This is a genomic window from Microterricola viridarii (genome assembly GCF_900104895.1).
Classification (GTDB): domain Bacteria; phylum Actinomycetota; class Actinomycetes; order Actinomycetales; family Microbacteriaceae; genus Microterricola; species Microterricola viridarii.
This window is the reverse complement of the sequence record NZ_LT629742.1, coordinates 2,590,158-2,612,836: the sequence shown is the minus strand read 5'-3', so window position 1 is coordinate 2,612,836 and position 22,679 is coordinate 2,590,158. Positions and strand designations below refer to the sequence as shown.

The window sequence follows — 22,679 nt, the reverse complement described above, 5'->3', positions numbered from 1 at the left end:
GTGGACACCCTCTTCGTCGCGCTGCGCGTCCTGCTCTCCCTCGGTGCCGTCCTGGCACTGCTGTGGCTGCTGCAGCGACGCTTCGCGCGCGGCGGAGCGGCCAAGGGCAAGGCGCGCACCGCCAGCCTCGCCGTCGTGGGCCGGCAGAGCGTCGGCGCCAAGGCATCCGTCGTCGTGGTCGAGCACGACGGCCAGCGCTTCCTGCTCGGCGTGACCGAGCACGGCGTCACCAAGCTGCACGCCGCCCCGATCGTGCCGGCGGCCCTGCCCGCCTCTCCAACCCCGCCCGCCTCGCCAACCGAGACGGCGGACGCCGACCAGGGCGACGCGCACTTCGCCCGGGTGCTCGCCGAGGCCGGCCAGGCAGAAGACCTCGTGCCGGCGGCCGGGGTGCCAGCTGGCACAGCGCCGGCCGCACCGGTGCCGGCTGCCGCAGCGCTGTCTGCGGCGGTGCCGGCCGCACCGGCGCTGGCCCGCCCGGCCGGCCGCCTCGCCGGCTCGATCCTCGCGCCCGAGACCTGGAAGCAGGCCGCTGCCGTCGTTCGGGACCGGTGGTAATGCGTCGCTGGGCCCTGGCGCTCAGCCTCATCGCGCTCCTCGTCGGCGCCAACCTCGTGTTCGGCGTCAGCGATGCCCTCGCCGTCCCCGGCGACCCGCTGCTGCCCACCCCGCCGACGAACCCCGCCGACCCCGGCGGCGGCGTGACGGTGGAGATCAACGGATCGAACGGCACCCCGTCCTCTGCCGTCGTCACCCTGATCGGCATCACGCTGCTCTCGGTCGCCCCCGCGCTGCTGCTCATGATGAGCTCGTTCACGAAGATCTTCGTCGTGCTCGCCATGACGAGGAACGCACTCGCGCTGCCGACGATCCCGCCGAACCAGGTGCTCGCCGGCCTCGCCCTCTTCCTCTCTTTGTTCATCATGAGCCCCGTGCTCACCGACATCAACGATCTGGCTGTGCAGCCGTTCACCGCCGGCACGATCGACTTCTCACAGGCGCTGGATGCGGCATCCGCCCCCCTGCAGTCGTTCATGCTCGCGCACACCCGCGAGGAGGACATCGCCCTGATGACGCGGGCGGCCGGCCTGGCCAACCCCGAGAACGCCGCCGCCGTGCCGCTGACCACGCTGATCCCGGCGTTCATGATCTCCGAGCTGCGCGCCGCGTTCATCATCGGCTTCGTCATCTTCGTGCCGTTCCTCGTGATCGACCTCGTCGTCTCCGCCGTTCTGATGTCGATGGGCATGATGATGCTCCCGCCCGTCATGATCTCGCTGCCCTTCAAGATCCTGCTGTTCATCCTCGTCGACGGCTGGGGGCTCATCATCACGTCGCTCATCGCCAGCTACAAGGGGGGCTGATGGACTCCGCAGCCGTCCTCGACATCGCCATGGCCAGCCTGATCATCGCCGCCAAGCTTGCCGCCCCGCTCCTGATCACCGCGCTCGTCGTCGGCTTCACCATCTCGCTGTTCCAGTCGATCACGCAGATCCAGGAGGTCACGCTCTCCTTCGTGCCCAAGGCGATCGCCGTCTGCGCCGCCCTGTTCATCTCCGGCCAGTGGATGATCAGCGAGCTGATCAGCTTCACCGAGCAGCTGTTCGCCACCATCCCGATGCTCATCGGAAACGCCTGATGCTCGGCGCGACACTCTCGGCCGGCTGGCTGGAGGCCGTCGGGCTGGCGGCGGTGCGGATGACGGCCTTCCTCGTCATCGCCCCGCCCTTCTCCTACAAGGCGATCCCCGCCCGGATCAAGGCCATGCTCGGCGTCGCGCTGGCGCTGGCCGTCTCGCCCCGGGTGACGCCCGGCTACACGCCGCTGGACACCGGCCCGTTCTTCGTCGCCCTCGCCCTGGAGCTGCTGGTCGGCGCCATGCTCGGCTTCCTGGTCTCGCTCGTCTTCGCCGCCGTGCAGACCGCCGGCAACCTCATCGACATGTTCGGCGGCTTCCAGATGGCGCAGGCCTTCGACCCGGGCTCCATGGTCAACGGCGCCCAGTTCACCCGGCTGTTCCAGATGACGGCCCTCGCGCTGATGTTCGCCTCCGGCGCCTACCAGCTCGTCATCGGCGGCATCGTGCGCTCCTACGAGGCGCTGCCGCTCGGCGGCGGCCTGGACCTCGCCGGCAGCGCGGAGCTGATGGTCACCGGCCTCTCCCAGATGATGCTGGCCGCCGTGCAGATCGCCGGGCCGCTGCTCGTCGTGCTCTTCCTGGCGGATGCCGGCCTCGGCCTGCTCACCCGGGTCGCCCCGGCGCTCAACGCCTTCGCGATGAGCTTCCCGATCAAGATCCTGCTCACGCTGCTGCTGGCCGGCATGGTCGTCGTCGTGCTGCCCGAGGTCATCTCGGCGCTGGCCACCGACGCCTTCCGCACGATGGGGGAGGTGAAGTAGATGTCCGACGCCTCCGAACGCTCAGAACAAGCAACGCCCAAGCGCATGAAAGAGGTGCGCGAGAAGGGCCAGCTGACCCGCTCCCAGGACATGAGCGCCTGGCTCGGCGTCGGCGCCGTCGCCCTGATGCTGCCGACGACCATCGCGCTCGGCACTGCAGCCGCCGAGACGCAGATGCACTCCATCACCGGGCTCATCGCCGCGCCTGAGCCGATGCAGGCCCTCGACACGCTCGTGCAGGGGCTCGGCTCGATGCTCGGCACGATCGGGCCGCTGTTCGCGGTGGCCGCCGGGGTGATCCTGCTCGGCGCGGCCGCACAGGGCGGCATCCACTTCCGCAAGTTCACCGGCAAGTACGAGCAGCTCAACCTCGTCAAGGGCGCCGGCCGGGTGTTCGGCATGCAGGCCCTCTGGGAGGGGGCCAAGTCGCTGCTGAAGACGCTCGTCGTCGGCGGCGTGCTCTACCTCGTCATCCAGGGGCTGATGCCCGTGCTGAGCAGCGCCGGCGGGCTGCCCGTCAGCGCCCTGCTCGCCGCGGCGAGCAGCGGCGCCACCGTGCTGCTGCAGTCGGCCGTCGTGGCCGGCCTGGTGCTGGCCGCGGCCGACATCATGGTCGTCATGAAGCGCAACCGCAAGAAGACGCGGATGACGAAGCAGGAGCTGAAGGACGAGAACAAGTCCAGCGAGGGCGACCCGATGATCAAGTCGCAGCGCCGCGCCCGCCAGCTGTCCATGAGCCGCAACCGCATGATCGCCTCCGTCGCCGGCTCCGACGTCGTGCTGGTGAACCCGACGCACATCGCCGTCGCCCTCCGCTACGAGGCGGGCAAGGCCGCGCCGCGCGTCGTCGCGAAGGGGCAGGGCATGATCGCCACCCGCATCCGCGAGGAGGCAGACGCCCAGCGGGTGCCGATCGTCAAGGACGTTCCGCTGGCGCGGGCCCTGCACGCCGAGTGCGAGATCGGCCACGAGATCCCGCTCGAGCACTACAACGCCGTGGCCCGGGTGCTCGCCTTCGTGATGGCCCTGAAGAAGCGCGGCGCCGGCTACGGCACCCACACCATGACCCCGCAACTCGTACCCCAAAGGACCGGTCAATGAACCGCAACCTCGCCAAGCTCGCGGTGCCCATCGGGGTCGTCGGCATCATCCTGCTGCTCGTCGTCCCCGTGCCCGCCTGGCTGCTCGACATCCTGATCATCGTCAACATCCTGTTGGCGCTCGTGATCCTGCTCACGACGATGTTCATCAGGAAGCCGCTCGACTTCTCGGTGTTCCCCTCGCTGCTGCTGGCGGTGACGCTGTTCCGGCTCGGCCTGAACGTCGCCTCCACCCGCCTCGTGCTCGGAGAGGGCTACGCCGGTCAGGTGATCGAGGCCTTCGGGCACGTCGCCGTCGGCGGCTCCATCATCATCGGCAGCGTGATCTTCCTGATCCTCGTCGTGATCCAGTTCGTCGTCGTCACGAAGGGTGCTGAGCGCGTGGCCGAGGTCGGCGCCCGCTTCACCCTCGACGCCATGCCCGGCAAGCAGATGGCGATCGACGCCGACCTGAACGCCGGCCTGATCAGCGATGTGCAGGCCAGGGAGCGCCGCGCGGAGGTCTCCTCCGAGGCCGACTTCTACGGCGCCATGGACGGCGCGTCGAAGTTCGTCAAGGGCGACGCCATCGCCGGCATCCTGATCATCGTCATCAACATCATCGGCGGCATCGCGATCGGCATGATCCAGCGCGGCATGGAGATGGGCGACGCCGTCAGCACCTACACGCTGCTGACCATCGGCGACGGCCTCGTCACCCAGATCCCCGCCCTGCTGATGGCCGTCTCCACGGGCATGATCGTGACCCGGTCCACCGCCGACGCCGACATGGGCACCACCGCTGGCGCTCAGCTGTCGCAGTCGCGCAACGCCCTGATGATCGCCGGCAGCGCCGCGATCGTGATGGCGCTGATCCCCGGCATGCCGATGGTGCCGTTCATCGTGATCGGCGGCCTGCTGATCTTCGCCGCACAGCGCGTGAAGGCGCGCACCGAGCGCGAGGAGAAGGCCGCGGCGTCGCCGCAGAACGAGGCGCCGACCCTGGCCGAGAGCACCGAGGCGCTGATCGAGCAGATGCGCGTGCACGCCCTCGAGATCCTGCTCGCCCCCGACCTCGTCGACGTCGTCTCCGGCGCCTCCGACGACTTGCTCGGCCGGGTGAAGGCCCTCCGCCGCACGATCGCCATGGAGCTCGGCATCGTCGTGCCCCCGGTGCGCACCCGTGACAGCATCGAGCTGCCCGCCTCCTGCTATGTCATCCGCATCGCCGGCGTCGAGGTGGCCCGCGGCATCGCACCCGGCGGCCGGGTGCTCGCCCTCGGGGACGCGCTCGAGGCGCTGCCGGGCACCGCCACCGTCGAGCCCGTCTTCGGCCTGCCAGGCAAATGGGTGCCCAGCGAGCTGCGGCACAGCGCCGAGATGGCCGGCGCCACCGTCATCGACCGCGTCTCCGTCATCGTCACCCACCTCTCCTCTGTCGTCACGGCCAACGCCGCCCGCCTGCTCAGCCGGGAGGACGTGCGCGTGCTGAGCGACGGCGTGCGGCAGGTGAACCCGGCCGCCGTCGAGGAGCTGACGCCCGGCCTGCTCAGCCTGGCCGAGGTGCAGCGGGTGCTGCAGGGCCTCCTCGCCGAGCAGGTCGCGATCAACGACCTGCCCCGCATCTTCGAGGCCCTCTCGCTGCGCGCCAAGGTCGCCGTCGACCCGGAGGGGCTGATCGAGGCCGCCCGGGCCGCGCTCGGGCCCGCCATCGTCGCCAAGCACCTGGACGGGCGCATCCTCCGCGTCGTCATGATCGACCCCTCGCTGGAGCAGGGCATGCTCGAGGGGCTCCGCCCGGCCGAGCACGGCACCCAGATCCTGCTCGACCAGCGCAGCATGGAGCAGGTCATCGACTCGCTGCGGGCGTCCCTCGCCCAGGCCGATGCCCAGGGCGTCAGCGCCGTGCTGGTGTGCGCCCCGGCGCTCCGCCCGGCCATCCACCGCCTGGTCACCCCGCAGACCGGCGTCGCGGTGCTCTCCTACCAGGAGGTCACCTCCGCCAACGTCGAGATCGAGACCGTGGGGGTGGTGCGCGGTGTCACGGCAGGTTCGGCTTGAGGGGCAGTCGCTCCAGTCGCTCCATGAGCGGGTGCTCGCCGAGCACGGCCGGCACGCCCGGATCGTCTCCGCCGAACGGGTCGTGAGCGGCGGCATCCGCGGCTTCTTCGCCAAACAGCACTTCGAGGTCGTCGTCGAGCTGCCGGAATCCGGCAGCCCCAGCGTGCACAGCATGGACCTGCCCACCCGGGTCGGCCTCGCCGCGCTGCTCGAGGAGGCCGACACGGTCGAGTCCGCGCTGGCCGAGGCGGCGCCGGACCAGCCGACCACGGCCTCACCGGACTTCGCGGCGCTGCTGCGCCAGATGACCCGCGACATGGCGCCGCCGCCCGGCCAGCAGGCCGCGCCGCCACAGCCTCCCGCACTCGGGCTGCTGCCGATCGTCTCCGTCGTGCACGCCCCGTCGCGTGCCCAGCTCCCCGCGGGCGCCCCCGCGCAGCTCGCCCTGGCGCAGGCTGCCCCGGCAGCCGAACCGCCGCTGCCGTTGGAGCGCCCGGGCGACCTGGTGCTCTGCATCGGGGCGCGCTCCGACGCCGCACTGGTGGCGTCGGCCTGGGCCACGCAGAACGGCGCGGAGATCGCCGCCTGCGCGCCGAGCATGGCCGGCGCGGACGTCTCGGCGCACCCGGGCCTGCCGCAGCTCGGCGACCGCCGAGACGCCGCGGCCGCCCGCGCCCGCGGGGTCCAGCGGGGCGCCGCCTGCATCGCCGTCCTCGAGCTCGCCGCGGCCCGCGCCGACGCCGACGTCGACTCCCGCCTGCTGCGCGAGCGGCAGCTCGGCACGGCGGCCGGGCTGCTCGCCGACCAGCTCTGGCTCGTCGTGGATGTCAGCCGCAAGGACGAGGACACGGCGGCGTGGGTCGCGGCCTGCCGCGAGATCGTCGATGTGCACGGAATCGTGGCGATCGGCGGGGAAGAGACGGCGACGCCGGGCTCCGTCGCCGCCCTCGGCCTCCCCGTGCTCTGGCACACGAAAGGATAGGCTGGGGAAGTGCTAGTTCTGACGCGTAAACCAGGGGAGAAGATCCTCATCGGTGACGACATCGTCATCACCGTGCTCGACGCTCGCGGCGACAGCATCCGCATCGGGGTCGACGCCCCGCGCGGCATCAAGATCCAACGCTCCGAGGTCGTGCAGGCCGTCGCGGAGGCCAACGCGGAGGCCACCGGCGCCGCAGGGAGTGCCGAAGAGCAGCGCCTGGTGCTGAGCCTCGGCAAGCTGGCCCCGCCCGTGCCGACCGCCCAGCCCGTCCCGGACCCGGCAGCCGCAACAGAGTAATTAAGGAGAGCGCGATGGCGCGATCAGTGGAACTCGGCGTCGACACCTTCGGCGACGTCACCTTCGACCAGGACGGCCACCCGCTCTCGCAGGGGGAGGTGCTGCGCAACCTCGTGCAGCAGGGCGTGCTGGCCGACAAGGTCGGCCTCGACTTCATCGGCGTCGGCGAGCACCACCGCGCCGACTTCGCCGTCTCGGCGCCCGAGGTCGTGCTGGCGGCAATCGCCGGCCAGACCGAGCGGATCCATCTGGGCTCCGCCGTCACCGTGCTGAGCAGCGACGACCCCGTCCGGGTCTACCAGCGCTTCGCGACGCTCGACGGCCTCTCCGGCGGTCGCGCGGAGGTCATCCTCGGCCGCGGCTCCTTCACCGAGTCATTCCCGTTGTTCGGACTGCCGCTGGAACGCTACGAGGAGCTGTTCGAGGAGAAGCTCGAACTCTTCGTCGAACTGATCAAGCAAGGCCCGGTCAGCTGGAACGGCACCGTGCGCTCCGGCCTCAACGAGCAGCACGTCTACCCGCACACCGAGTCCGGCACCCTGCGCACCTGGGTCGGCGTCGGCGGCAGCCCGGAGTCGGTCGTGCGCACCGCGCGCCACGGCCTGCCCCTCATGCTCGCCATCATCGGCGGCAGCCCCGTGCGCTTCGCCCCCTACGTCGACCTCTACCACCGTGCGCTGGCCCAGTACGGCCAGCCGCTGCAGCCCGTCGGCATCCACTCACCCGGCCACATCGCCGAGACCGACGAGCAGGCCAAGGACGAGCTCTGGCCGCACTACGCGGTGATGCAGCAGCGCATCGGCCGGGAGCGAGGCTGGCCGCCGATGACCCGCGAGCAGTTCGAGGAGTCCGCCGGCCCGGACGGCGCACTCTACGTCGGATCACCGGAGACCGTCGCCCAGAAGATCGCCGCCGCCGTGCGCGCCCTGCAGGCCTCCCGCTTCGACCTCAAGTACAGCAACGGCACCCTGCCGCACGCGGCGCTGATGAGCAGCATCGAACTTTACGGCACCGCCGTGGCGCCGCGGGTGCGGGAGTTGCTCGAAACGTCAAAATAGGCCGTTCTTAACGCCGTTCCGAGCGCGTTAACGGGTGGGCGGGGCAGGTCCGCTGCGTAGAGTTGTCGATGTCCCATCAGGCAAAGAGGCCCGCACGGTGTACCCACCAGCGCTGGCCGCGCAAAGGAATTTCGTGACTCAGCACTTCACCGACCACCGCACGCTTTGGATCAGTCGCGAGGAGCGTGCTGAATCCATGATCCCGATCATCGGCTCGCTCTACCGCGACCACGGGGTGGTGACCTCCGTTCACGGACGTCGACTGCTCAACCGCTCCGCCATCGGCATCCTCAAGGCCCACAAGTTCGCGAAGCAGGTCGACGACACCGAGCTGGACCTCGACGACACGCTGCGCGTGCTCGAGGCGCTGCGGGCGCTCCGCCCCGGCCCGGCCTCCATCGACATCGCCCGGCTCGTCTCCGGCTACGCCGAGCGCGGTGCCGGGCAGGAGCTCGCAGACTTCGTCCGCGAGGAGATCAGCCCGGTGCTCCCGGCCGAGGGCGCCGCCCCGACCGGCGGCACCGACGTCGTGCTCTACGGCTTCGGCCGCATCGGGCGCCTGCTGGCCCGCATCCTGATCGCCCACGGCGGCCACGGCGACGGCCTGCAGCTGCGCGCCATCGTCGTGCGCAAGGGCTCGGCCAACGACCTGATCAAGCGGGCCAGCCTGCTGCGCCGCGACTCGGTGCACGGCGCGTTCGACGGCACCATCAGCGTCGACGAGGAGAACAACACGATCCTCGCCAACGGCACCCTCATCCAGGTGATCTACTCGAACGACCCCGCCTCCATCGACTACACCGCGTACGGCATCCACGACGCCATCGTCGTCGACAACACGGGACGCTGGCGCGACGCGGAGGGCCTCGGCCAGCACCTCGCCTGCCCCGGCGTCACCCGCGTGCTGCTCACCGCACCCGGCAAGGGCGCGCTCAAGAACATCGTGCACGGCATCAACCACGACGCGATCGAGGCGTCGGACACGATCCTCTCCGCGGCGTCCTGCACCACCAACGCCATCACGCCCGTTCTGAAGGCCATCAACGAGCGCTACGGCGTCGTGCACGGCCACGTCGAGACGGTGCACTCTTTCACCAACGACCAGAACCTGATCGACAACTTCCACTCGGGCGACCGCCGCGGGCGTTCGGCGGCGCTGAACATGGTGATCACCGAGACCGGTGCGGCCAAGGCCGTCGCCAAGGCGCTGCCCGAGCTCGCCGGCAAGCTCACCGGCAGCGCCATCCGGGTGCCCACCCCGAACGTGTCGCTGGCGATCCTCAACCTGCGGTTGGAGAAGACGCCCAACCGCGAGGAGGTCAACGCCTACCTGCGCGAACTCTCGCTCAACTCGACACTGCGCCAGCAGATCGACTTCGTCGACTCGCCGGACATCGTCTCGAGTGACTTCGTCGGCTCACACCGCGCCGGCATCGTCGACGGCCTGGCCACCATCGCCACCGACAACAACCTGATCCTCTACGTCTGGTACGACAACGAGTTCGGCTACAGCTGCCAGGTGGTCCGGGTGCTCGAGGTGATGGCCGAGAGCCACCCGCGGGTGTTGCCGGCACGCGCGGCCGTCTGACGCGCGGGGCAGGGCCCCGGGCCCGGCGGGCGGGTTACGGGGTCTTCCGCGCCCGCTCGGCCGCCTCGGCCTCGCGCCGGAGCTTCCGCTCCGCATCCGCCGCCGCGGCCTCCTCGGGGGTCGGCGCGGTGCCGCTCAGGTGGCGGGGCTGCCACCACTGGCCGGTGCCGTCCACCGGGTACTCGCTCTGCAGCGTGTCCACCATCGTCTGCAGTTCCGCGTGCAGGGCGTGGGTGAGCTCGACGGGGTCGGCGGTGGGGCCGATCGTGATGGGCGGGCCGAAGGTCACGCTGACGAGCGTCTTGTAGGCGTCCCGCAGCGTCGGCTTGTGGTTCTTGGTCAGCACGCGGTGCCCGCCCCACACGGCGACGGGGATGATCGGCACCCCGGCCTGGGCCGCGAGCCGCACGGCGCCGGTCTTCAGATCGCGCACCGTGAACGACGCGTTCACGCCGGCCTCGGGGAAGACACCGAGGAGCTCGCCGGCCTTGAGCGCGGTGACGGCGGAGTCGAAGGCGGCGGCGCCGGCCTTCATGTTCACCGGGATGTGGCGCATCCCGCGCAGCAGGAAGCCCAGCACGGGCTTGGCGAAGACGCTCTCCTTGGCCATGAAGCGCACCTTGCGCCGATTGTGGCACCAGATGACCCACTCGGTCAGGGCGAAGTCCAGATAGCCGAAGTGCGTGATCGCCAGGATCGCGCCACCCTCGTTCGGCACGTGCTCGATGCCGGTGACCTTGCGCTGGAGGCGCAGGAGGCCGAAGACCGAGCGCCCCACCGCGACCGCGCTGGAATAGATAGGTTCGCTGCCGTGGGTAGCCATAGCTGAACTTTACGTCCGCCTGCATGCCGATATCGACATGTGATGAGGACTATTCTCTTTCCTCGTCCTGATCGCGGTTCCCGCGCAGTTTCTCGATCTCGCGGCGGTCGCGCTTCGTCGGTCGCCCGGCGCCCCTGTCGCGCACCGGAAGCAGGGCCATCTCCGACTTCGGGGGCGGCGGAGGCGTCTTGTCGATGAGGCACTCGGCGGCGATGTCCGCCCCGACGCGCTTGACCACCAGGCGGCGCACCTCGACGATCCGGTCGAAGCCGGAGATCCGAATGCGCACCTCGTCACCGATCCGCACGCCCTGCGCCGCCTTGACCCGCTCGCCGTTGATGCGCACATGGCCGGCCCGGGAGGCCGCGGTCGCCGCGGAGCGCGTCTTGAACAGCCTCACGGCCCAGAGCCAACTGTCGACGCGTGCCGTGCCTTCCTGTGCCATCTCTCCAGACTAGGGGAGCCGCGTGCCCTGGCACGGGGCCGGGGGAGCCCTGTGCCCTGCCTTGGGGCCGCGGGAGCGTAGCCTTGGCATGGAGGCACCATGACCCTGAACCCATTCCCGCCGGCATCCGCACCGCGCGACAACGGCGACGCCTGGGTGTTCGGCCCGGACGGCAGCAAGTTCTGGGGCCGCTACGGGGCGGCCGGCCTGCTGGTCGCCGACGCGCGCCGGGGCGTGCTGTTGCAGCACCGCGCGGAGTGGAGCCACCACGGCGGCACCTGGGGGCTGCCGGGCGGCGCCAGGCACGAGGGTGAGAGCGCGGCGGATGCCGCCCTACGCGAGGCCAACGAGGAGGCCGGCGTTCCGGCCACCGCCGTGCGAGTTCTCGGGACCTCCGTGCTGGATCGCGGCGTGTGGAGCTACACCACCGTGATCGCCGAGGTGGTGACGCCGTTCGAGGCGGTCATCAGCGACCCGGAGAGCATCGCGCTGGAATGGGTGCGGCCGGAGCTGGTCGCGGAGCGCGCCCTGCACCCGGGCTTCGCCGCGAGCTGGCCGAGCCTGCGCCTCCGCCTCCCCGGCACGGCCGCTGGCTAGACTCGACACCGTGAGCGGGAACGAGACCGGGCAGGCGCAGGTGAGCGACCGGGTGCTCACGGTGCCCAACCTGCTCAGCTTCTCCCGGCTCCTGCTGGTGCCCGTCTTCCTCGCCTTCCTGGTGCAGGGACAGGATGCCGCGGCCCTCATCGTGCTCGTCATCTCCAGCGTCAGTGACTTCCTCGACGGCTACATCGCCCGTCGGTTCAACCAGATGAGCAGGCTCGGCCAGCTGCTCGACCCGGCTGCCGACCGGCTCTACATCTTCGCCGCGATCATTGGGCTGGCCTGGCGCGACCTCGTGCCGTGGTGGATCGTCGGTCTCATCGTGGGTCGGGACGTCTTCCTCCTGGTGCTCGGCGTCATCCTGGCCAACTACGGCTACGGCCCGCTCCCGGTGCACCAGCTCGGCAAGGTGGCCACCTTCGCCCTCTTCCTCGGGCTGCCGCTGATCATGCTGGGGCTGGCCGTGCCGGCGATCGCCGTGTTCAGCCAGCCCATCGCCTGGGCGATCACGCTCTGGGGGGCGTTCCTGTATTGGTGGGCCGGCGCCATCTACCTGATCGAAACTGTGCGCGCGATTCGGCTTGCCCGCGCATCCCTGCCCCGCCAATCCGATACGCTGGAACCCTAGGGGAGGTTACCGTGGGCGATTCCGAGCAGAAGAACTCGAACAACGAGGGTGCTGCGCCGTTGGACCACACACAAGCGCACCCGAAACTGGTGGACACGACGCTGGCTTTCAGCCGCGAACTGGCCGCGCAGCTTGTGTCGATCGACGGCGATATCAGCGAGGAAGAGGCGGATGCGATCTCTGCGCTGCCCTCCGGATCTGCGATTCTGATCGTTCGCCGTGGCCCCAATACAGGGGCCAGATTCCTCCTGGACGGCGACGTCACGAGCGCCGGCCGCCACCCGGATGCCGACATCTTCCTCGATGACGTCACCGTCTCGCGCCGGCACGCCGAGTTCCTGCGCCACGGCACCGCATTCGAGGTCAAGGACCTCGGCTCGCTGAACGGCACCTACTTCGACGGCGTGCGCATCGAAACCGCACTCCTCAGCGATGGCGCAGAAGTCCAGGTGGGCAAGTTCCGCCTCACCTTCTACGCCTCCCGGCGCGACCTGGCACAAACGGCGAGCGAGTAGTGCCCGCCTCCACGGCCAGGGCTCGCAGCGCCGGGCCGGCCCCGATGCTGAGCATCGGGCAGGTGTTGGCCAGGCTGAACCCGGAGTTTCCCGACCTCACCCCCTCCAAGCTTCGCTTCCTGGAGGAGCAGGGGCTGGTCACGCCGGCGCGCACCGATTCCGGCTACCGCAAGTTCTGCGCCGCCGACGTGGACCGGCTGCGGCTGATCTTGTCGATGCAGCGCGACCAGTACCTGCCGCTCAAGGTGATCCGCACCTACCTAGACGAGCTGGACGCCGGGCGCGAGCCCGCCCTGCCTGGGGTCGTCTCCGGTCCGTCCATGCTCTCCGCCGTGCGCCGGTACAGCCGCGACGAGCTGCTGCGCGAATCCGGTGCCTCCGCCGCGCTGCTCGACGACGCCATCTCCGCCTCGCTCGTCTCGCCCTCCGAGGTCTACACCGACGACACCCTCAACGTGGTGTGCGCCCTCGTCGAACTGCAGCGATCCGGCATCGAGCCACGCCACCTCCGCGGCTTCCGCGGGGCAGCGGAGCGCGAGCTCGGCCTCATCGAATCGGCCCTCGCACCGCTCGCGCGGCGCCGGGACTCCTCCAGCAGGGCACAGGCCGCGGAGCGCGCGCACGACATCGCCGGGCAGCTCGCGGTGGTGCGCAGCAGCCTGATCCGCTCGGCGCTCGGCCGCCTGACATCGTGACCAGGCGACACGCCGAATCCATTGCGCGGATGTCGTTGCCGGGGGGCCTCGCTGTCGATAGCGTTGCACGTGTGGGGCGAACGACGCCCTGCACCGTTTGAGAGGCAATCGCATGAGTGAACTCAGTCGAAGCGAGCACGACCGCTACGACCTCGGTCTGCTCTTCACCGACGGCCTGCCCGAACTCGACGACTCCGCCGGTTACCGCGGCGCCGTGGCGGCCCGTGCGGCCGGCATCACCTACCGCCAGCTGGACTACTGGGCCCGCACCGAGCTCGTCGAGCCCACCGTGCGCGGGGCCGCCGGCTCCGGTTCGCAACGGCTTTACGGCTTCCGCGACATCCTCGTCCTCAAGCTCGTCAAGCGCCTGCTCGACACCGGCATCTCGCTCCAGCAGATCCGCACGGCCGTCAACCAGCTGCGCGAGAGCGGGGTCAGCGACCTCGCCCAGACCACCCTGATGAGCGACGGCGCCAGCGTCTACCTCTGCACCTCCGACGACGAGGTCATCGACCTGGTCAGCCGCGGGCAGGGCGTCTTCGGCATCGCCGTCGGCAAGGTGCTGCGCGAGGTGGAGACCAGCCTGGTCGAGCTCAACGTGCAGACGGATGCCGGCGACGAGCTCGCCGCTCGCCGCGCCACCCGCAAGAAGATCTCCTAACCGGACCTCGACACGGCCGCAGACGGCCCACTCGATCAGCGGAAGCCTCACGCTGGACGCCGCCGCTGGCTGAGCCTGCATCCGCTGGTTGAGCCTGTCGGAACCGGGCGCCGCCTGCCGGTCAGCGGATGCGGACCGCGAAAAGGCGTATTTCGGCACGTTTCCACGGCGCGTCGGCCGTCGCGTCCGCTGAACGGCTGACGGCGCGGGCGCACCGGGGCTAGGCGCCCGGCGTCTCCGCGTACTTCTCGATCTTCGCGGTGCGCAGCACCCTGTCCAGCAGCTGGTCGAAGTAGCGCGCCATCTCCTGGGCGCTGTCGCCCGGCCAGATGTGCAGCGGCTGGGCCGCGCCCTGTGCCTGCTGCAGCGAGGTGCGCTCGGGCAGCTGGGGGCTGAGCACCAGCGGGCCGAACATGTCGCGCAGCTCCTTGATGCGGAACTGGTGCTCCAGCGAGGCGGTGCGGGCGCGGTTCACGATGATGCCGAGCGGCTGCAGGCGCGGCGACAGCCCGCGGCGGATCTCCTCGATCGCGCGCAGCGCGCGGTCGGCGGCGGCGACCGAGAACAGGCCGGGCTCGGTGACCACGGCGACGCGGTCGCTGGCCGCCCAGGCGGTGCGGGTGAGCGCGTTCAGCGACGGCGCGCAGTCGATGAGGACGAGTTCGTAATCTTTCTCAACATTCGCCAGTGCTTCTTCGAGCTTCCAGATGTCACGGATGCTCGGGTGCGGGCCGTCGAAGTTGATGGCGGACGGGCTGCCGATCATCACGTCGATCACGCTGCCGGCGCGCCCCTTGGTCCAGCCGGAGGGCGCGATGGCCGAGCGAACGACCTTTTCTTTGGGCGCGGCGAGCACATCGGCGACATTGAGGTGGCCCGCGAGCTGGATATCCATGCCTGTCGACACGTCGGATTGTGGGTCCAAATCCACCACGAGGGTTCGGATGCCGCGCGCGAAGGCCGCCGATGCAAGACCCAGAGTCACTGTGGTCTTGCCGACGCCTCCCTTGAGGGAGCTGACGGAGAGAACGTGCACAAGAAGACACGTTACCTTCACTAGTCTTAGAGAACCTAACCGTCGGCTGAATGCCCGGGGCGTTTGAAAGGCTTGCATGTTCCAGAAGATCCTTGTTGCCAATCGAGGCGAAATCGCCATTCGCGCATTTCGCGCTGCAGTCGAGCTCGGGGCGAAGACCGTCGCGGTGTTCCCCTATGAGGACCGCAACTCGCTGCACCGCCTGAAGGCCGACGAGGCCTACCAGATCGGTGAGCCGGGTCACCCGGTGCGCGCCTACCTCGACGTCAACGAGATCATCCGGGTCGCTCTCGACAGCGGCGCCGACGCCATCTACCCCGGCTACGGCTTCCTCTCCGAGAACCCGGAACTGGCCGAGGCCGCCCACGCCAACGGCATCACGTTCATCGGCCCGCACAAGGAAGTCCTGGAGATGGCCGGCAACAAGGTCACCGCCAAGGAGCACGCCATCGCCGCCGGCGTGCCCGTGCTGAAGTCCACGCCGCCCTCGCGCGACGTCGAGCTGCTCATCTCCCAGTCGGACGAGATCGGCTTCCCCATCTTCGCCAAGGCCGTCGCCGGCGGCGGCGGGCGCGGCATGCGCCGCGTCAACACCAAGGACGAGCTGCGCGGCGCCCTCGAAGAGGCCATGCGCGAGGCAGACAGCGCCTTCGGCGACGCCACCATGTTCCTCGAGCAGGCGGTGCTGCGCCCCCGCCACATCGAGGTGCAGATCCTCGCCGACAGCCAGGGCGGCACCGTCCACCTGTTCGAGCGCGACTGCTCCGTGCAGCGCCGCCACCAGAAGGTCGTCGAGATCGCCCCGGCGCCGAACCTCAGCGACGAGAAGCGCGCCGAGCTCTACGCCGACGCCATCGCCTTCGCCAAGTCGATCAACTACGTCAACGCCGGCACGGTCGAGTTCCTGCTCGACACCGCGGGCGAGCGCGCCGGCCAGCACGTCTTCATCGAGATGAACCCGCGCATCCAGGTCGAGCACACCGTCACGGAAGAGGTGACGGACGTCGACCTCGTGCAGGCGCAGATCCGCATCGCGGCGGGGGAGACCCTGGCCGAGCTGGGGCTCGAGCAGAAGGACATCAAGCTCCGCGGCGCCGCACTGCAGTGCCGCATCACCACCGAGGACCCGACGGCCGGCTTCCGCCCGGACACCGGCAAGATCACCACCTACCGCTCGCCGGGCGGTGCCGGCATCCGCCTCGACGGCGGAACCATCAACCCGGGCGCCCAGATCAGCCCGCACTTCGACTCGATGTTGGCCAAGCTCACCTGCCGCGGCCGCGACTTCGAGGCCGCCGTCGCCCGCTCCAAGCGCGCGCTGGCCGAGTTCCGCATCCGCGGCGTCTCCACCAACATCTCCTTCCTGCAGGCCGTGCTCGAGGACCCGTCCTTCGCCGCCGGCGACCTGAGCACCTCCTTCATCGACGAGCGCCCGCAGCTGGTGCGCGGCCGCGTCTCCAAGGACCGCGGAACCAAGATCCTCAACTGGCTGGCGGATGTCACCGTCAACCAGCCCAACGGCAAGCCGGTCTCCCTGGTGCACCCGACGGACAAGCTGCCGAAGATCGACCTCAGCGCCCCGGCGCCGGCCGGATCCCGGCAGCGGCTGCTGGAGCTCGGCCCGGTCGGCTTCGCCGCGGCCCTGCGCGCGCAGACGGCCCTCGCCGTCACCGACACCACCTTCCGCGACGCCCACCAGTCGCTGCTGGCGACCCGCGTGCGCACCCGCGACCTGGTGGCCGTCGCGCCCTACGTCTCGCACCTGACCCCCGAGCTGCTCTCGGTCGAGGCCTGGGGCGGCGCCACCTACGACGTCGCGCTGCGCTTCCTCGGCGAGGACCCCTGGGAGCGCCTGGCCGCCCTCCGCGAGGCCCTGCCGAACATCAACATCCAGATGCTGCTGCGCGGCCGCAACACGGTCGGCTACACGCCGTACCCGACCGAGGTGACCGACGCCTTCGTGCGTGAGGCCGCCGCGACCGGCGTCGACATCTTCCGCATCTTCGACGCCCTGAACGACGTCTCGCAGATGCGCCCGGCCATCGACTCGGTGCTCGCCACCGGCAGCACCGTCGCCGAGGTCGCCCTCTGCTACACCGGCGACCTGCTCGACCCGGCCGAAGAGCTGTACACGCTGGACTACTACCTGCGCCTGGCCGAGCAGATCGTCGACTCCGGCGCGCACATCCTCGCCATCAAGGACATGGCCGGCCTGCTGCGCCCCTCCGCCGCCGAGAAGCTCGTCGGCGCCCTGCGCGAGCGCTTCGACCTGCCCGTGCACGTGCACACCCACGACACCCCGGGCGGCCAGCTCGCGACGCTGCTCGCCGCGGCCCGCGCCGGCGCGGACGCCGTCGACGTGGCATCCGCCCCGATGGCCGGCACCACCAGCCAGCCCTCCGCCTCCTCGCTCGTGGCCGCCCTCGCGCACACCGAGCGCGACACGAACATCTCCCTCGACGCCGTGTCGAGCCTCGAGCCGTACTGGGAGGCCGTGCGCCAGGTCTACCGCCCGTTCGAGTCCGGCCTGGCCGGGCCGACCGGCCGCGTCTACAAGCACGAGATCCCCGGCGGTCAGCTCTCCAACCTGCGCCAGCAGGCGATCGCACTCGGCCTGGCCGACGACTTCGAGCTCATCGAGGACATGTACGCCGCCGCCAACTCGATCCTCGGCCGCGTGCCCAAGGTCACCCCGTCGTCGAAGGTCGTCGGCGACCTGGCCCTGGCCCTGGCCGCGGTGCGTGCCGACCCGGCCGACTTCGCCGCGAACCCGGAGAAGTACGACGTGCCGGACTCGGTCATCGGCTTCATGGCCGGCGAGCTGGGCGAGCTGCCCGGCGGCTGGCCGGAGCCCTTCCGCAGCAAGGTGCTGGCCGGGCGCAACGTCCGCATCGGCGTCACCGAGATCAGCCAGGAGGACCGCGACGGCCTCGCCGGCGACAGCGACACCCGCCGCTCGACCCTGAACCGCCTGCTGTTCCCGGCGCCGACGCGCCAGTTCGAGCAGATCCGCGAGCTGTTCGGCGACCTCTCCAGTGTCGACACGCTGGACTACCTGTACGGCCTGCGCGCCGGCGGCGAGCACGTCGTCGAGATCTCGAAGGGCGTGCGTCTCTACGCCGGCCTCGAGGCCATCGGCGAGGCCGACGACAAGGGCATGCGCACCGTCATGACCATCCTCAACGGCCAGCTGCGCCCCGTCTTCGTGCGCGACCGCAGCATCACCGTCGAGGCCAAGTCGGCCGAGAAGGCCGACACCTCCCAGCCCGGCCAGATCGCCGCGCCGTTCTCCGGCGTCGTCACTCTGCAGCTCGAGGCGGGGGCCGAGGTCGAGGCCGGGCAGACGGTCGCCTCGATCGAGGCCATGAAGATGGAAGCGGCCATCACCTCGCCCGTCGCGGGAGTGATCGAGCGTCTCGCGATCCCCAAGACGCAGCAGGTGGATGCCGGCGATCTTCTTGTGGTTGTGCGTCCGCGCTAAGGTTGAACCGCTACATCTGCGCGAAATAAGGGGAAAGACACCGTGCCCAACACGAAGACGAGCGACGACGAGTTCCACAGCGAGCTGCCACCGGAGACGGTGGACAGCCTCGCGTCGTCGCTGCCCGAGAGCCTGAGCATTCAGGTCGATCTCCCGGCCGCACCGGCCAGAGTGATGCCGGCCGACGAAGTCGCCGTGGCGATCGACGAGGTCGCCGTCAACCCGGGCTACGTCGAGTCGTCCGCGCCGTCGACGACCTCGATCGAGGTCGTCACGCCGCCGCTGCGCCGCTCCAGCTATGCCGCGGTGGCCTCGGCCGCTGCGGCCCCGGCCGCCTCGCCGTACGAGGCCCTGCTGGCGACGGATGCCGCGGCAGCAGCCGCCCAGCACTCCCGGCGCGACCGGGTGCGCTCTGAGCACGTCGACATGGCCGGCGGCTACGAGGCGCCCGTCGAGCACAGCCGCGGCGACGGCCCGGAGGACGCCGGCATGCTCACCGCCGACCGCCTGCTCGAGGTCAACCGGCGCACCCGCCCGGCCCCGAAGGGCGGCTGGAACCGGTTCGTCTACAACGCGACCTTCCACGGCGTGAACCTCGGCGACTCCGCCAAGGTGCGCGCAGAGCAGGCCATGACCGACCGCATCGCCAAGCAGTTCACCGGCGGCACGCGCTTCGTGCCGATCCTCACCCGCAAGGGCGGCGTCGGCAAGACCACCGTCACCACCCTGCTCGGCATGGCGCTGGCCGACGCCCGCGAGGACCGCATCATCGCGGTGGACGCCAACCCGGACCGCGGCACCCTCTCGGAGCGCGTCACCAAGCAGACTCGCGCCACCGTGCGCGACGTCGTGACCAAGGCGCACACCATCACCGGCTTCACCGACTTCTCCTCGCTGGTCTCCCGCGACGAGACGCGCCTGGACATCCTCGCCTCCGACACCGACCCGATGCTCTCCGAGGCCTTCGACGAGAACGACTACAACGTCGTGGCCGACCTGGCCGCCCGGTTCTACTCGATCGTGCTGACCGACTGCGGCACCGGCATCGTGCACTCCGTGATGCGGGCCACCCTGCAGCGCGCCGACTCGATCGTGATCGTCTCCGGCGGCAGCGTGGACGAGGCGCGCCTGGCATCCGAGACCCTCACCTGGCTCGAGGCGAACGGCTACGGCGAGCTCGTGCGCAATGCGGTCGTCGCGATCAACACGGCCACCCAGGGCACCAACCTGGTCAAGCTCGAGGAGATCGAGTCGCACTTCCAGTCGCGTGTGCGCGAGATCGTGCGCATCCCGTACGACCCGCAGCTGGCTGCCGGCTCCGTCGTCAACTACCAGGACCTCAAGCCGCTCACCCGGCACTCCGCCCGCACCCTCGCCGCGCTCGTGGTCGAGGGCCTGCCCGCCGACCGGGGCATGTAACCGCGCATGACCGTTCGTGAGATCCGCCTCTTCGGCGACCCCGTATTGAAGACCGTTTCCGAGCCGATCACCGTGATCGACGCGCGCGTGCGCTCGCTCGTGCAAGACCTGATCGACAGCGTCAAGCTGCCCGGCCGGGCGGGCGTCGCCGCCCCGCAGATCGGCGTCAACCTGCGCGCGTTCAGCTACAACGTCGACGGCGAGGTCGGGTACATCCTGAACCCCGTCATCGAGGAGCTCTCCGGCGAGCCGGAGCCCGTCGGCGAGGGGTGCCTCTCGGTGCCAGAGCTCTGGCACGACACCGTGCGCTACCCGTTCGCGCGGGTGAGCGGCGTCGACCTCGACGGCAAGCCCGTCGAGCTCTCCGGCACCGGCCTCATGGCGCAGGCGCTGCAGCACGAGACCGACCACCTGGACGGCAAGCTCTACCTCGACCGGCTGACGGGCGACGCCCGCCGCCTGGCGATGAAGCAGGTCCGCGAGTCCAGCTGGTTCTAGCGCGGATGCCGCGCCGCCCGTCGCCGCGGGCGTCTCTCCGCACGTCGGCTCGAGGCGGCCGCACCGCGGGCTCCTTTCCGCACGTGGGCTCGAGGCGGCCGCGCCGCGAGGAAAGAGCAGCGCAGCCGCCGAAGCCCGGGAGCCAACCCGGCACGGTCGCCCGCGCATCCGGTGCCCGCACGGTGTTGGCTTCGGTCGCTGGCGCTCCCTCGATCCAACGGGGAGTACCTGCTGGGTGAGCCCGTCGTAAACCCTGAGGTGTTGGCTTCGGTCGCTGGCGCTCCCTCGAGCCAACGGGGTGTTCTCGCTGGCTGCGGCCGTCGCAACGCCAGAGCGGCGCCGTGGACGCTCGAACGACGAAGCGGGCCGGCCACCGAGGTGACCGACCCGCTCCGAGCGAACGCGCGATTGCGCGCACGCCCTACTGCTGGACGCTGATGCCCTCCGTGGCGGGGGCGCCGGCGTACATGCTGTCGATCTCGCCCGCGAAGTCCGCGAGGATGATGTTGCGCTTGATGCTCAGCTTCGGCGTGAGGTGGCCGCTGGCCTCCGTCAGCTCCAGCGGCAGCACCCGGAACTTGCGGATCGACTCGGCCCGCGACACCGTCTCGTTGGCGGCGTCGACGGCGCGCTGCAGCTCGGCCAGCACGGCCGGGTTGGCGCACGCCTCGTCGAGGGTCATCGCGGCATCCTCTCCGTTGTTGTTCAGCCAGACCGGGAGCATCTCCGGGTCGAGCGTGATCAGTGCGGAGATGAACGGCTTCTGGTCGCCGACGACGACGACCTGGCCGACCAGCGGGTTCGAGCGGATGGGGTCTTCGAGGCCGGCCGGGGCGACGTTCTTGCCGCCGGCGGTCACGATGATCTCCTTCTTGCGCCCCGTGATGGTGAGGAAGCCGTCGGCGTCGAAGGAGCCGATGTCGCCCGTCTTCAGCCAGCCGTCCTCGAACGCGGCGGCGGTGGCCTCCGGGTTGTTCCAGTACTCCTGGAACACGCAGATGCCCTTGACCAGGACCTCGCCGTCCTCGGCGATGCGCACGGCGTTGCCGGGGAGGGGCGGGCCGACGGTGCCGATCTTGGACTTGTTCGCGAGGTTCACGGTCGCCGGGGCGGTGGTCTCGGTGAGGCCGTAGCCCTCGAGGATGACGATGCCCAGCGAGTGGTAGAAGTGGCCGAGGCGCTGGCCGAGCGGCGCGGAGCCGGAGACGGCGTACTTGACCTTGCCGCCGAGCGCCGCACGGATCTTCTTCAGCACGAGCGCGTCGAACAGACGGTACTTGAGCTCGAGGCCGAGGCCGACCCGGCCGGCCTCTGCCGCCTTCGAGTGGGCGATGGCGACATCCGCCGCCTTGCGGAAGATGGCGCCCTTGCCGCCGCCCTCCGCCTTCTGCTCCGAGCTGTTGTAGACCTTCTCGAACACGCGGGGGACCGCGAGCAGGAAGGTGGGCTGGAAGCTGGCCATCGACGGCAGCAGGAAGCGCGTGTCCGGCTGGTGGCCGACGCGCACGCCGGCCTGCACGCAGAGCACGGTGATGAAGCGGGCGAAGACGTGCGCCGTCGTGATGAACAGCAGCGTCGAGGCGCCGCCCGGGGCCTCCAGCACCTCCTTGAGCGCGACCTCCGCGTTGCGGGAGAGCTCGACGAAGTTGGAGTGGGTGAGCACGCAGCCGCGCGGCTTGCCGGTCGACCCGGAGGTGTAGATCAGCGTGGCCATGTCGGCGCCGTTGGCGAGGTTGCGGCGGCGCTCGATCTCGGCATCCAGGATCTCGGTGCCGGCAGCGGCCAGTTTGTCGAGGTCGCCCAGGTCGATCTGCCAGACGTTCGCGACAGCGGGCACGTCTGCGCGCACCTCGTCGAAGCGGGCGAAGTGGTCCGGCGTCTCCAGGATCACCGAGGTGGCGCCGGAGTCGGTCAGGTTCCACTGCACCTGGCTGGGAGCGCTGGTCTCGTAGATCGGCACCAGGATCGCCCCGGCGAACCAGGCGGCGAAGTCGATGAGCGTCCACTCGTAGCGGGTCTTGCTCATCAGGCCGATCTTGTCGCCAGGCTGGATGCCGGAGGCGACGAGGCCCTTGGCCAGAGCGACGACCTGGCGGTGGAACTCCGCGGCGGTGACCGGGGTCCAGCCATCGCCGTTCGGCAGCGAGAACAGCACCAGGTCGGGTGTCGCCGCAACCCGCTGGATCAGCAGGTCAGTGACATTGGCCTGTGGATCGGCCGCCACGAGGGCGGGCGTTGAGAATTCTTGCACGGCAACTCCTTTGGTACCGGAAATGTGATACTCCCACCTTATCGGCGCAGCTGCGCACGGGCGCGCAACGTGCCGGGGAGGGCCGTCCCGGAAAACGGATGGGATTACACTCTAATGTGGTGCGCGCCGCTGCCCTTCGCCGGGCTCGACGGCGCCTCC

22 protein-coding genes are annotated in these 22,679 nt (G+C 70.2%); 18 read left to right on the top strand and 4 right to left on the bottom strand.

Annotated elements, in window-relative coordinates:
- From BLT62_RS11975 to BLT62_RS11930, 10 genes are all read left to right on the top strand, one after another.
- Positions 1-558 carry a FliO/MopB family protein gene (locus BLT62_RS11975; protein WP_083364266.1) on the top strand — a complete coding sequence of 186 codons (558 nt, stop codon included), beginning with the start codon at positions 1-3 and terminating at the stop codon, positions 556-558.
- Positions 558-1,364 (top strand): flagellar type III secretion system pore protein FliP, encoded by an 807-nt coding sequence (fliP, locus tag BLT62_RS11970; protein ID WP_083364265.1) that lies wholly within the window; start codon positions 558-560, stop codon positions 1,362-1,364. Before BLT62_RS11975 ends, fliP begins: the two co-directional genes overlap by 1 nt.
- Complete coding sequence (fliQ, locus tag BLT62_RS11965; protein ID WP_083364264.1) at positions 1,364-1,639, top strand: flagellar biosynthesis protein FliQ; 276 nt, start codon at positions 1,364-1,366, stop codon at positions 1,637-1,639. The genes fliP and fliQ overlap by 1 nt, the downstream gene beginning before the upstream one ends.
- The gene (locus BLT62_RS11960) at positions 1,639-2,400 is read left to right on the top strand and encodes a flagellar biosynthetic protein FliR (RefSeq protein ID WP_083364263.1); all 762 of its coding nucleotides are present in this window, start codon (positions 1,639-1,641) and stop codon (positions 2,398-2,400) included. The genes fliQ and BLT62_RS11960 overlap by 1 nt, the downstream gene beginning before the upstream one ends.
- Positions 2,401-3,501, top strand: a complete 1,101-nt coding sequence (locus BLT62_RS11955) for an EscU/YscU/HrcU family type III secretion system export apparatus switch protein (RefSeq protein WP_083364262.1) — start codon at positions 2,401-2,403, stop codon at positions 3,499-3,501.
- Complete coding sequence (locus tag BLT62_RS11950) at positions 3,498-5,540, top strand: flagellar biosynthesis protein FlhA (RefSeq protein ID WP_083364261.1); 2,043 nt, start codon at positions 3,498-3,500, stop codon at positions 5,538-5,540. Before BLT62_RS11955 ends, BLT62_RS11950 begins: the two co-directional genes overlap by 4 nt.
- Positions 5,518-6,522, top strand: a complete 1,005-nt coding sequence (locus BLT62_RS11945) for a hypothetical protein (protein WP_156786334.1) — start codon at positions 5,518-5,520, stop codon at positions 6,520-6,522. The genes BLT62_RS11950 and BLT62_RS11945 overlap by 23 nt, the downstream gene beginning before the upstream one ends.
- A 72-nt stretch (positions 6,523-6,594) precedes the next feature.
- Positions 6,595-6,819 (top strand): carbon storage regulator, encoded by a 225-nt coding sequence (locus BLT62_RS11940; protein WP_407937549.1) that lies wholly within the window; start codon positions 6,595-6,597, stop codon positions 6,817-6,819.
- A 14-nt stretch (positions 6,820-6,833) separates the two neighbouring features.
- Entirely contained in the window at positions 6,834-7,877 is a 1,044-nt protein-coding gene (locus BLT62_RS11935) for an LLM class flavin-dependent oxidoreductase (protein ID WP_083364258.1), read from the top strand.
- 133 nt (positions 7,878-8,010) lie between these two features.
- Positions 8,011-9,465: a glyceraldehyde-3-phosphate dehydrogenase gene (locus BLT62_RS11930; RefSeq protein WP_083364257.1), complete on the top strand. Its 1,455-nt coding sequence runs from the start codon at positions 8,011-8,013 to the stop codon at positions 9,463-9,465.
- Between the two features lie 34 nt (positions 9,466-9,499).
- On the opposite strand, the gene BLT62_RS11925 is transcribed toward BLT62_RS11930, so the two are convergent.
- Both BLT62_RS11925 and BLT62_RS11920 read right to left on the bottom strand, forming a co-directional pair.
- Positions 9,500-10,288 carry a lysophospholipid acyltransferase family protein gene (locus BLT62_RS11925; protein WP_083364256.1) on the bottom strand — a complete coding sequence of 263 codons (789 nt, stop codon included), beginning with the start codon at positions 10,286-10,288 and terminating at the stop codon, positions 9,500-9,502.
- A gap of 49 nt (positions 10,289-10,337) precedes the next feature.
- Entirely contained in the window at positions 10,338-10,733 is a 396-nt protein-coding gene (locus tag BLT62_RS11920; protein ID WP_083364255.1) for an RNA-binding S4 domain-containing protein, read from the bottom strand.
- Between the two features lie 99 nt (positions 10,734-10,832).
- Here BLT62_RS11920 and BLT62_RS11915 point away from each other — a divergent pair, with 99 nt between their 5' ends.
- The 5 genes from BLT62_RS11915 (at position 10,833) to BLT62_RS11895 (ending at position 13,835) form a co-directional block, all read left to right on the top strand.
- Complete coding sequence (locus BLT62_RS11915) at positions 10,833-11,330, top strand: NUDIX hydrolase (protein ID WP_083364254.1); 498 nt, start codon at positions 10,833-10,835, stop codon at positions 11,328-11,330.
- Between the two features lie 10 nt (positions 11,331-11,340).
- Positions 11,341-11,964: a CDP-alcohol phosphatidyltransferase family protein gene (locus BLT62_RS11910; RefSeq protein WP_231919137.1), complete on the top strand. Its 624-nt coding sequence runs from the start codon at positions 11,341-11,343 to the stop codon at positions 11,962-11,964.
- 59 nt (positions 11,965-12,023) lie between these two features.
- The gene (locus BLT62_RS11905; protein ID WP_083365442.1) at positions 12,024-12,479 is read left to right on the top strand and encodes an FHA domain-containing protein; all 456 of its coding nucleotides are present in this window, start codon (positions 12,024-12,026) and stop codon (positions 12,477-12,479) included.
- Positions 12,479-13,174, top strand: a complete 696-nt coding sequence (gene ftsR, locus BLT62_RS11900; protein WP_083364253.1) for a transcriptional regulator FtsR — start codon at positions 12,479-12,481, stop codon at positions 13,172-13,174. The genes BLT62_RS11905 and ftsR overlap by 1 nt, the downstream gene beginning before the upstream one ends.
- 112 nt (positions 13,175-13,286) lie before the next feature.
- Entirely contained in the window at positions 13,287-13,835 is a 549-nt protein-coding gene (locus BLT62_RS11895; protein WP_083364252.1) for a MerR family transcriptional regulator, read from the top strand.
- Positions 13,836-14,055: 220 nt separating this feature from the next.
- Here the strand turns inward: BLT62_RS11895 and BLT62_RS11890 are convergent, their stop codons facing one another.
- A complete protein-coding gene (locus tag BLT62_RS11890; protein WP_083364251.1) occupies positions 14,056-14,871 on the bottom strand; it encodes a ParA family protein in 816 nt (271 codons plus the stop codon).
- Positions 14,872-14,947: 76 nt separating this feature from the next.
- Here BLT62_RS11890 and BLT62_RS11885 point away from each other — a divergent pair, with 76 nt between their 5' ends.
- The 3 genes from BLT62_RS11885 to def are packed head-to-tail and all read left to right on the top strand — an operon-like array spanning position 14,948 to position 20,269.
- A complete protein-coding gene (locus BLT62_RS11885) occupies positions 14,948-18,352 on the top strand; it encodes a pyruvate carboxylase (protein ID WP_083364250.1) in 3,405 nt (1,134 codons plus the stop codon).
- Positions 18,353-18,394: 42 nt separating this feature from the next.
- The gene (locus tag BLT62_RS11880) at positions 18,395-19,771 is read left to right on the top strand and encodes a MinD/ParA family ATP-binding protein (RefSeq protein WP_231919136.1); all 1,377 of its coding nucleotides are present in this window, start codon (positions 18,395-18,397) and stop codon (positions 19,769-19,771) included.
- Between the two features lie 6 nt (positions 19,772-19,777).
- Positions 19,778-20,269, top strand: a complete 492-nt coding sequence (def, locus tag BLT62_RS11875) for a peptide deformylase (RefSeq protein ID WP_083364249.1) — start codon at positions 19,778-19,780, stop codon at positions 20,267-20,269.
- 421 nt (positions 20,270-20,690) lie between these two features.
- Here the strand turns inward: def and BLT62_RS11870 are convergent, their stop codons facing one another.
- A complete protein-coding gene (locus BLT62_RS11870) occupies positions 20,691-22,520 on the bottom strand; it encodes an AMP-dependent synthetase/ligase (RefSeq protein WP_083364248.1) in 1,830 nt (609 codons plus the stop codon).
- Positions 22,521-22,679 lie beyond the last annotated feature (159 nt).

Coding starts and splice junctions, on each gene's coding strand:
- fliP (WP_083364265.1), top strand. CDS start 558: ATGCGTCGCTGGGCCCTGGCGCTCAGCCTCATCGCGCTCCTCGTCGGC.
- BLT62_RS11885 (WP_083364250.1), top strand. CDS start 14,948: ATGTTCCAGAAGATCCTTGTTGCCAATCGAGGCGAAATCGCCATTCGC.
- BLT62_RS11920 (WP_083364255.1), bottom strand. CDS start 10,733: ATGGCACAGGAAGGCACGGCACGCGTCGACAGTTGGCTCTGGGCCGTG.
- BLT62_RS11935 (WP_083364258.1), top strand. CDS start 6,834: ATGGCGCGATCAGTGGAACTCGGCGTCGACACCTTCGGCGACGTCACC.
- def (WP_083364249.1), top strand. CDS start 19,778: ATGACCGTTCGTGAGATCCGCCTCTTCGGCGACCCCGTATTGAAGACC.
- BLT62_RS11950 (WP_083364261.1), top strand. CDS start 3,498: ATGAACCGCAACCTCGCCAAGCTCGCGGTGCCCATCGGGGTCGTCGGC.
- fliQ (WP_083364264.1), top strand. CDS start 1,364: ATGGACTCCGCAGCCGTCCTCGACATCGCCATGGCCAGCCTGATCATC.
- BLT62_RS11895 (WP_083364252.1), top strand. CDS start 13,287: ATGAGTGAACTCAGTCGAAGCGAGCACGACCGCTACGACCTCGGTCTG.
- BLT62_RS11915 (WP_083364254.1), top strand. CDS start 10,833: ATGACCCTGAACCCATTCCCGCCGGCATCCGCACCGCGCGACAACGGC.
- BLT62_RS11960 (WP_083364263.1), top strand. CDS start 1,639: ATGCTCGGCGCGACACTCTCGGCCGGCTGGCTGGAGGCCGTCGGGCTG.
- BLT62_RS11925 (WP_083364256.1), bottom strand. CDS start 10,288: ATGGCTACCCACGGCAGCGAACCTATCTATTCCAGCGCGGTCGCGGTG.
- BLT62_RS11955 (WP_083364262.1), top strand. CDS start 2,401: ATGTCCGACGCCTCCGAACGCTCAGAACAAGCAACGCCCAAGCGCATG.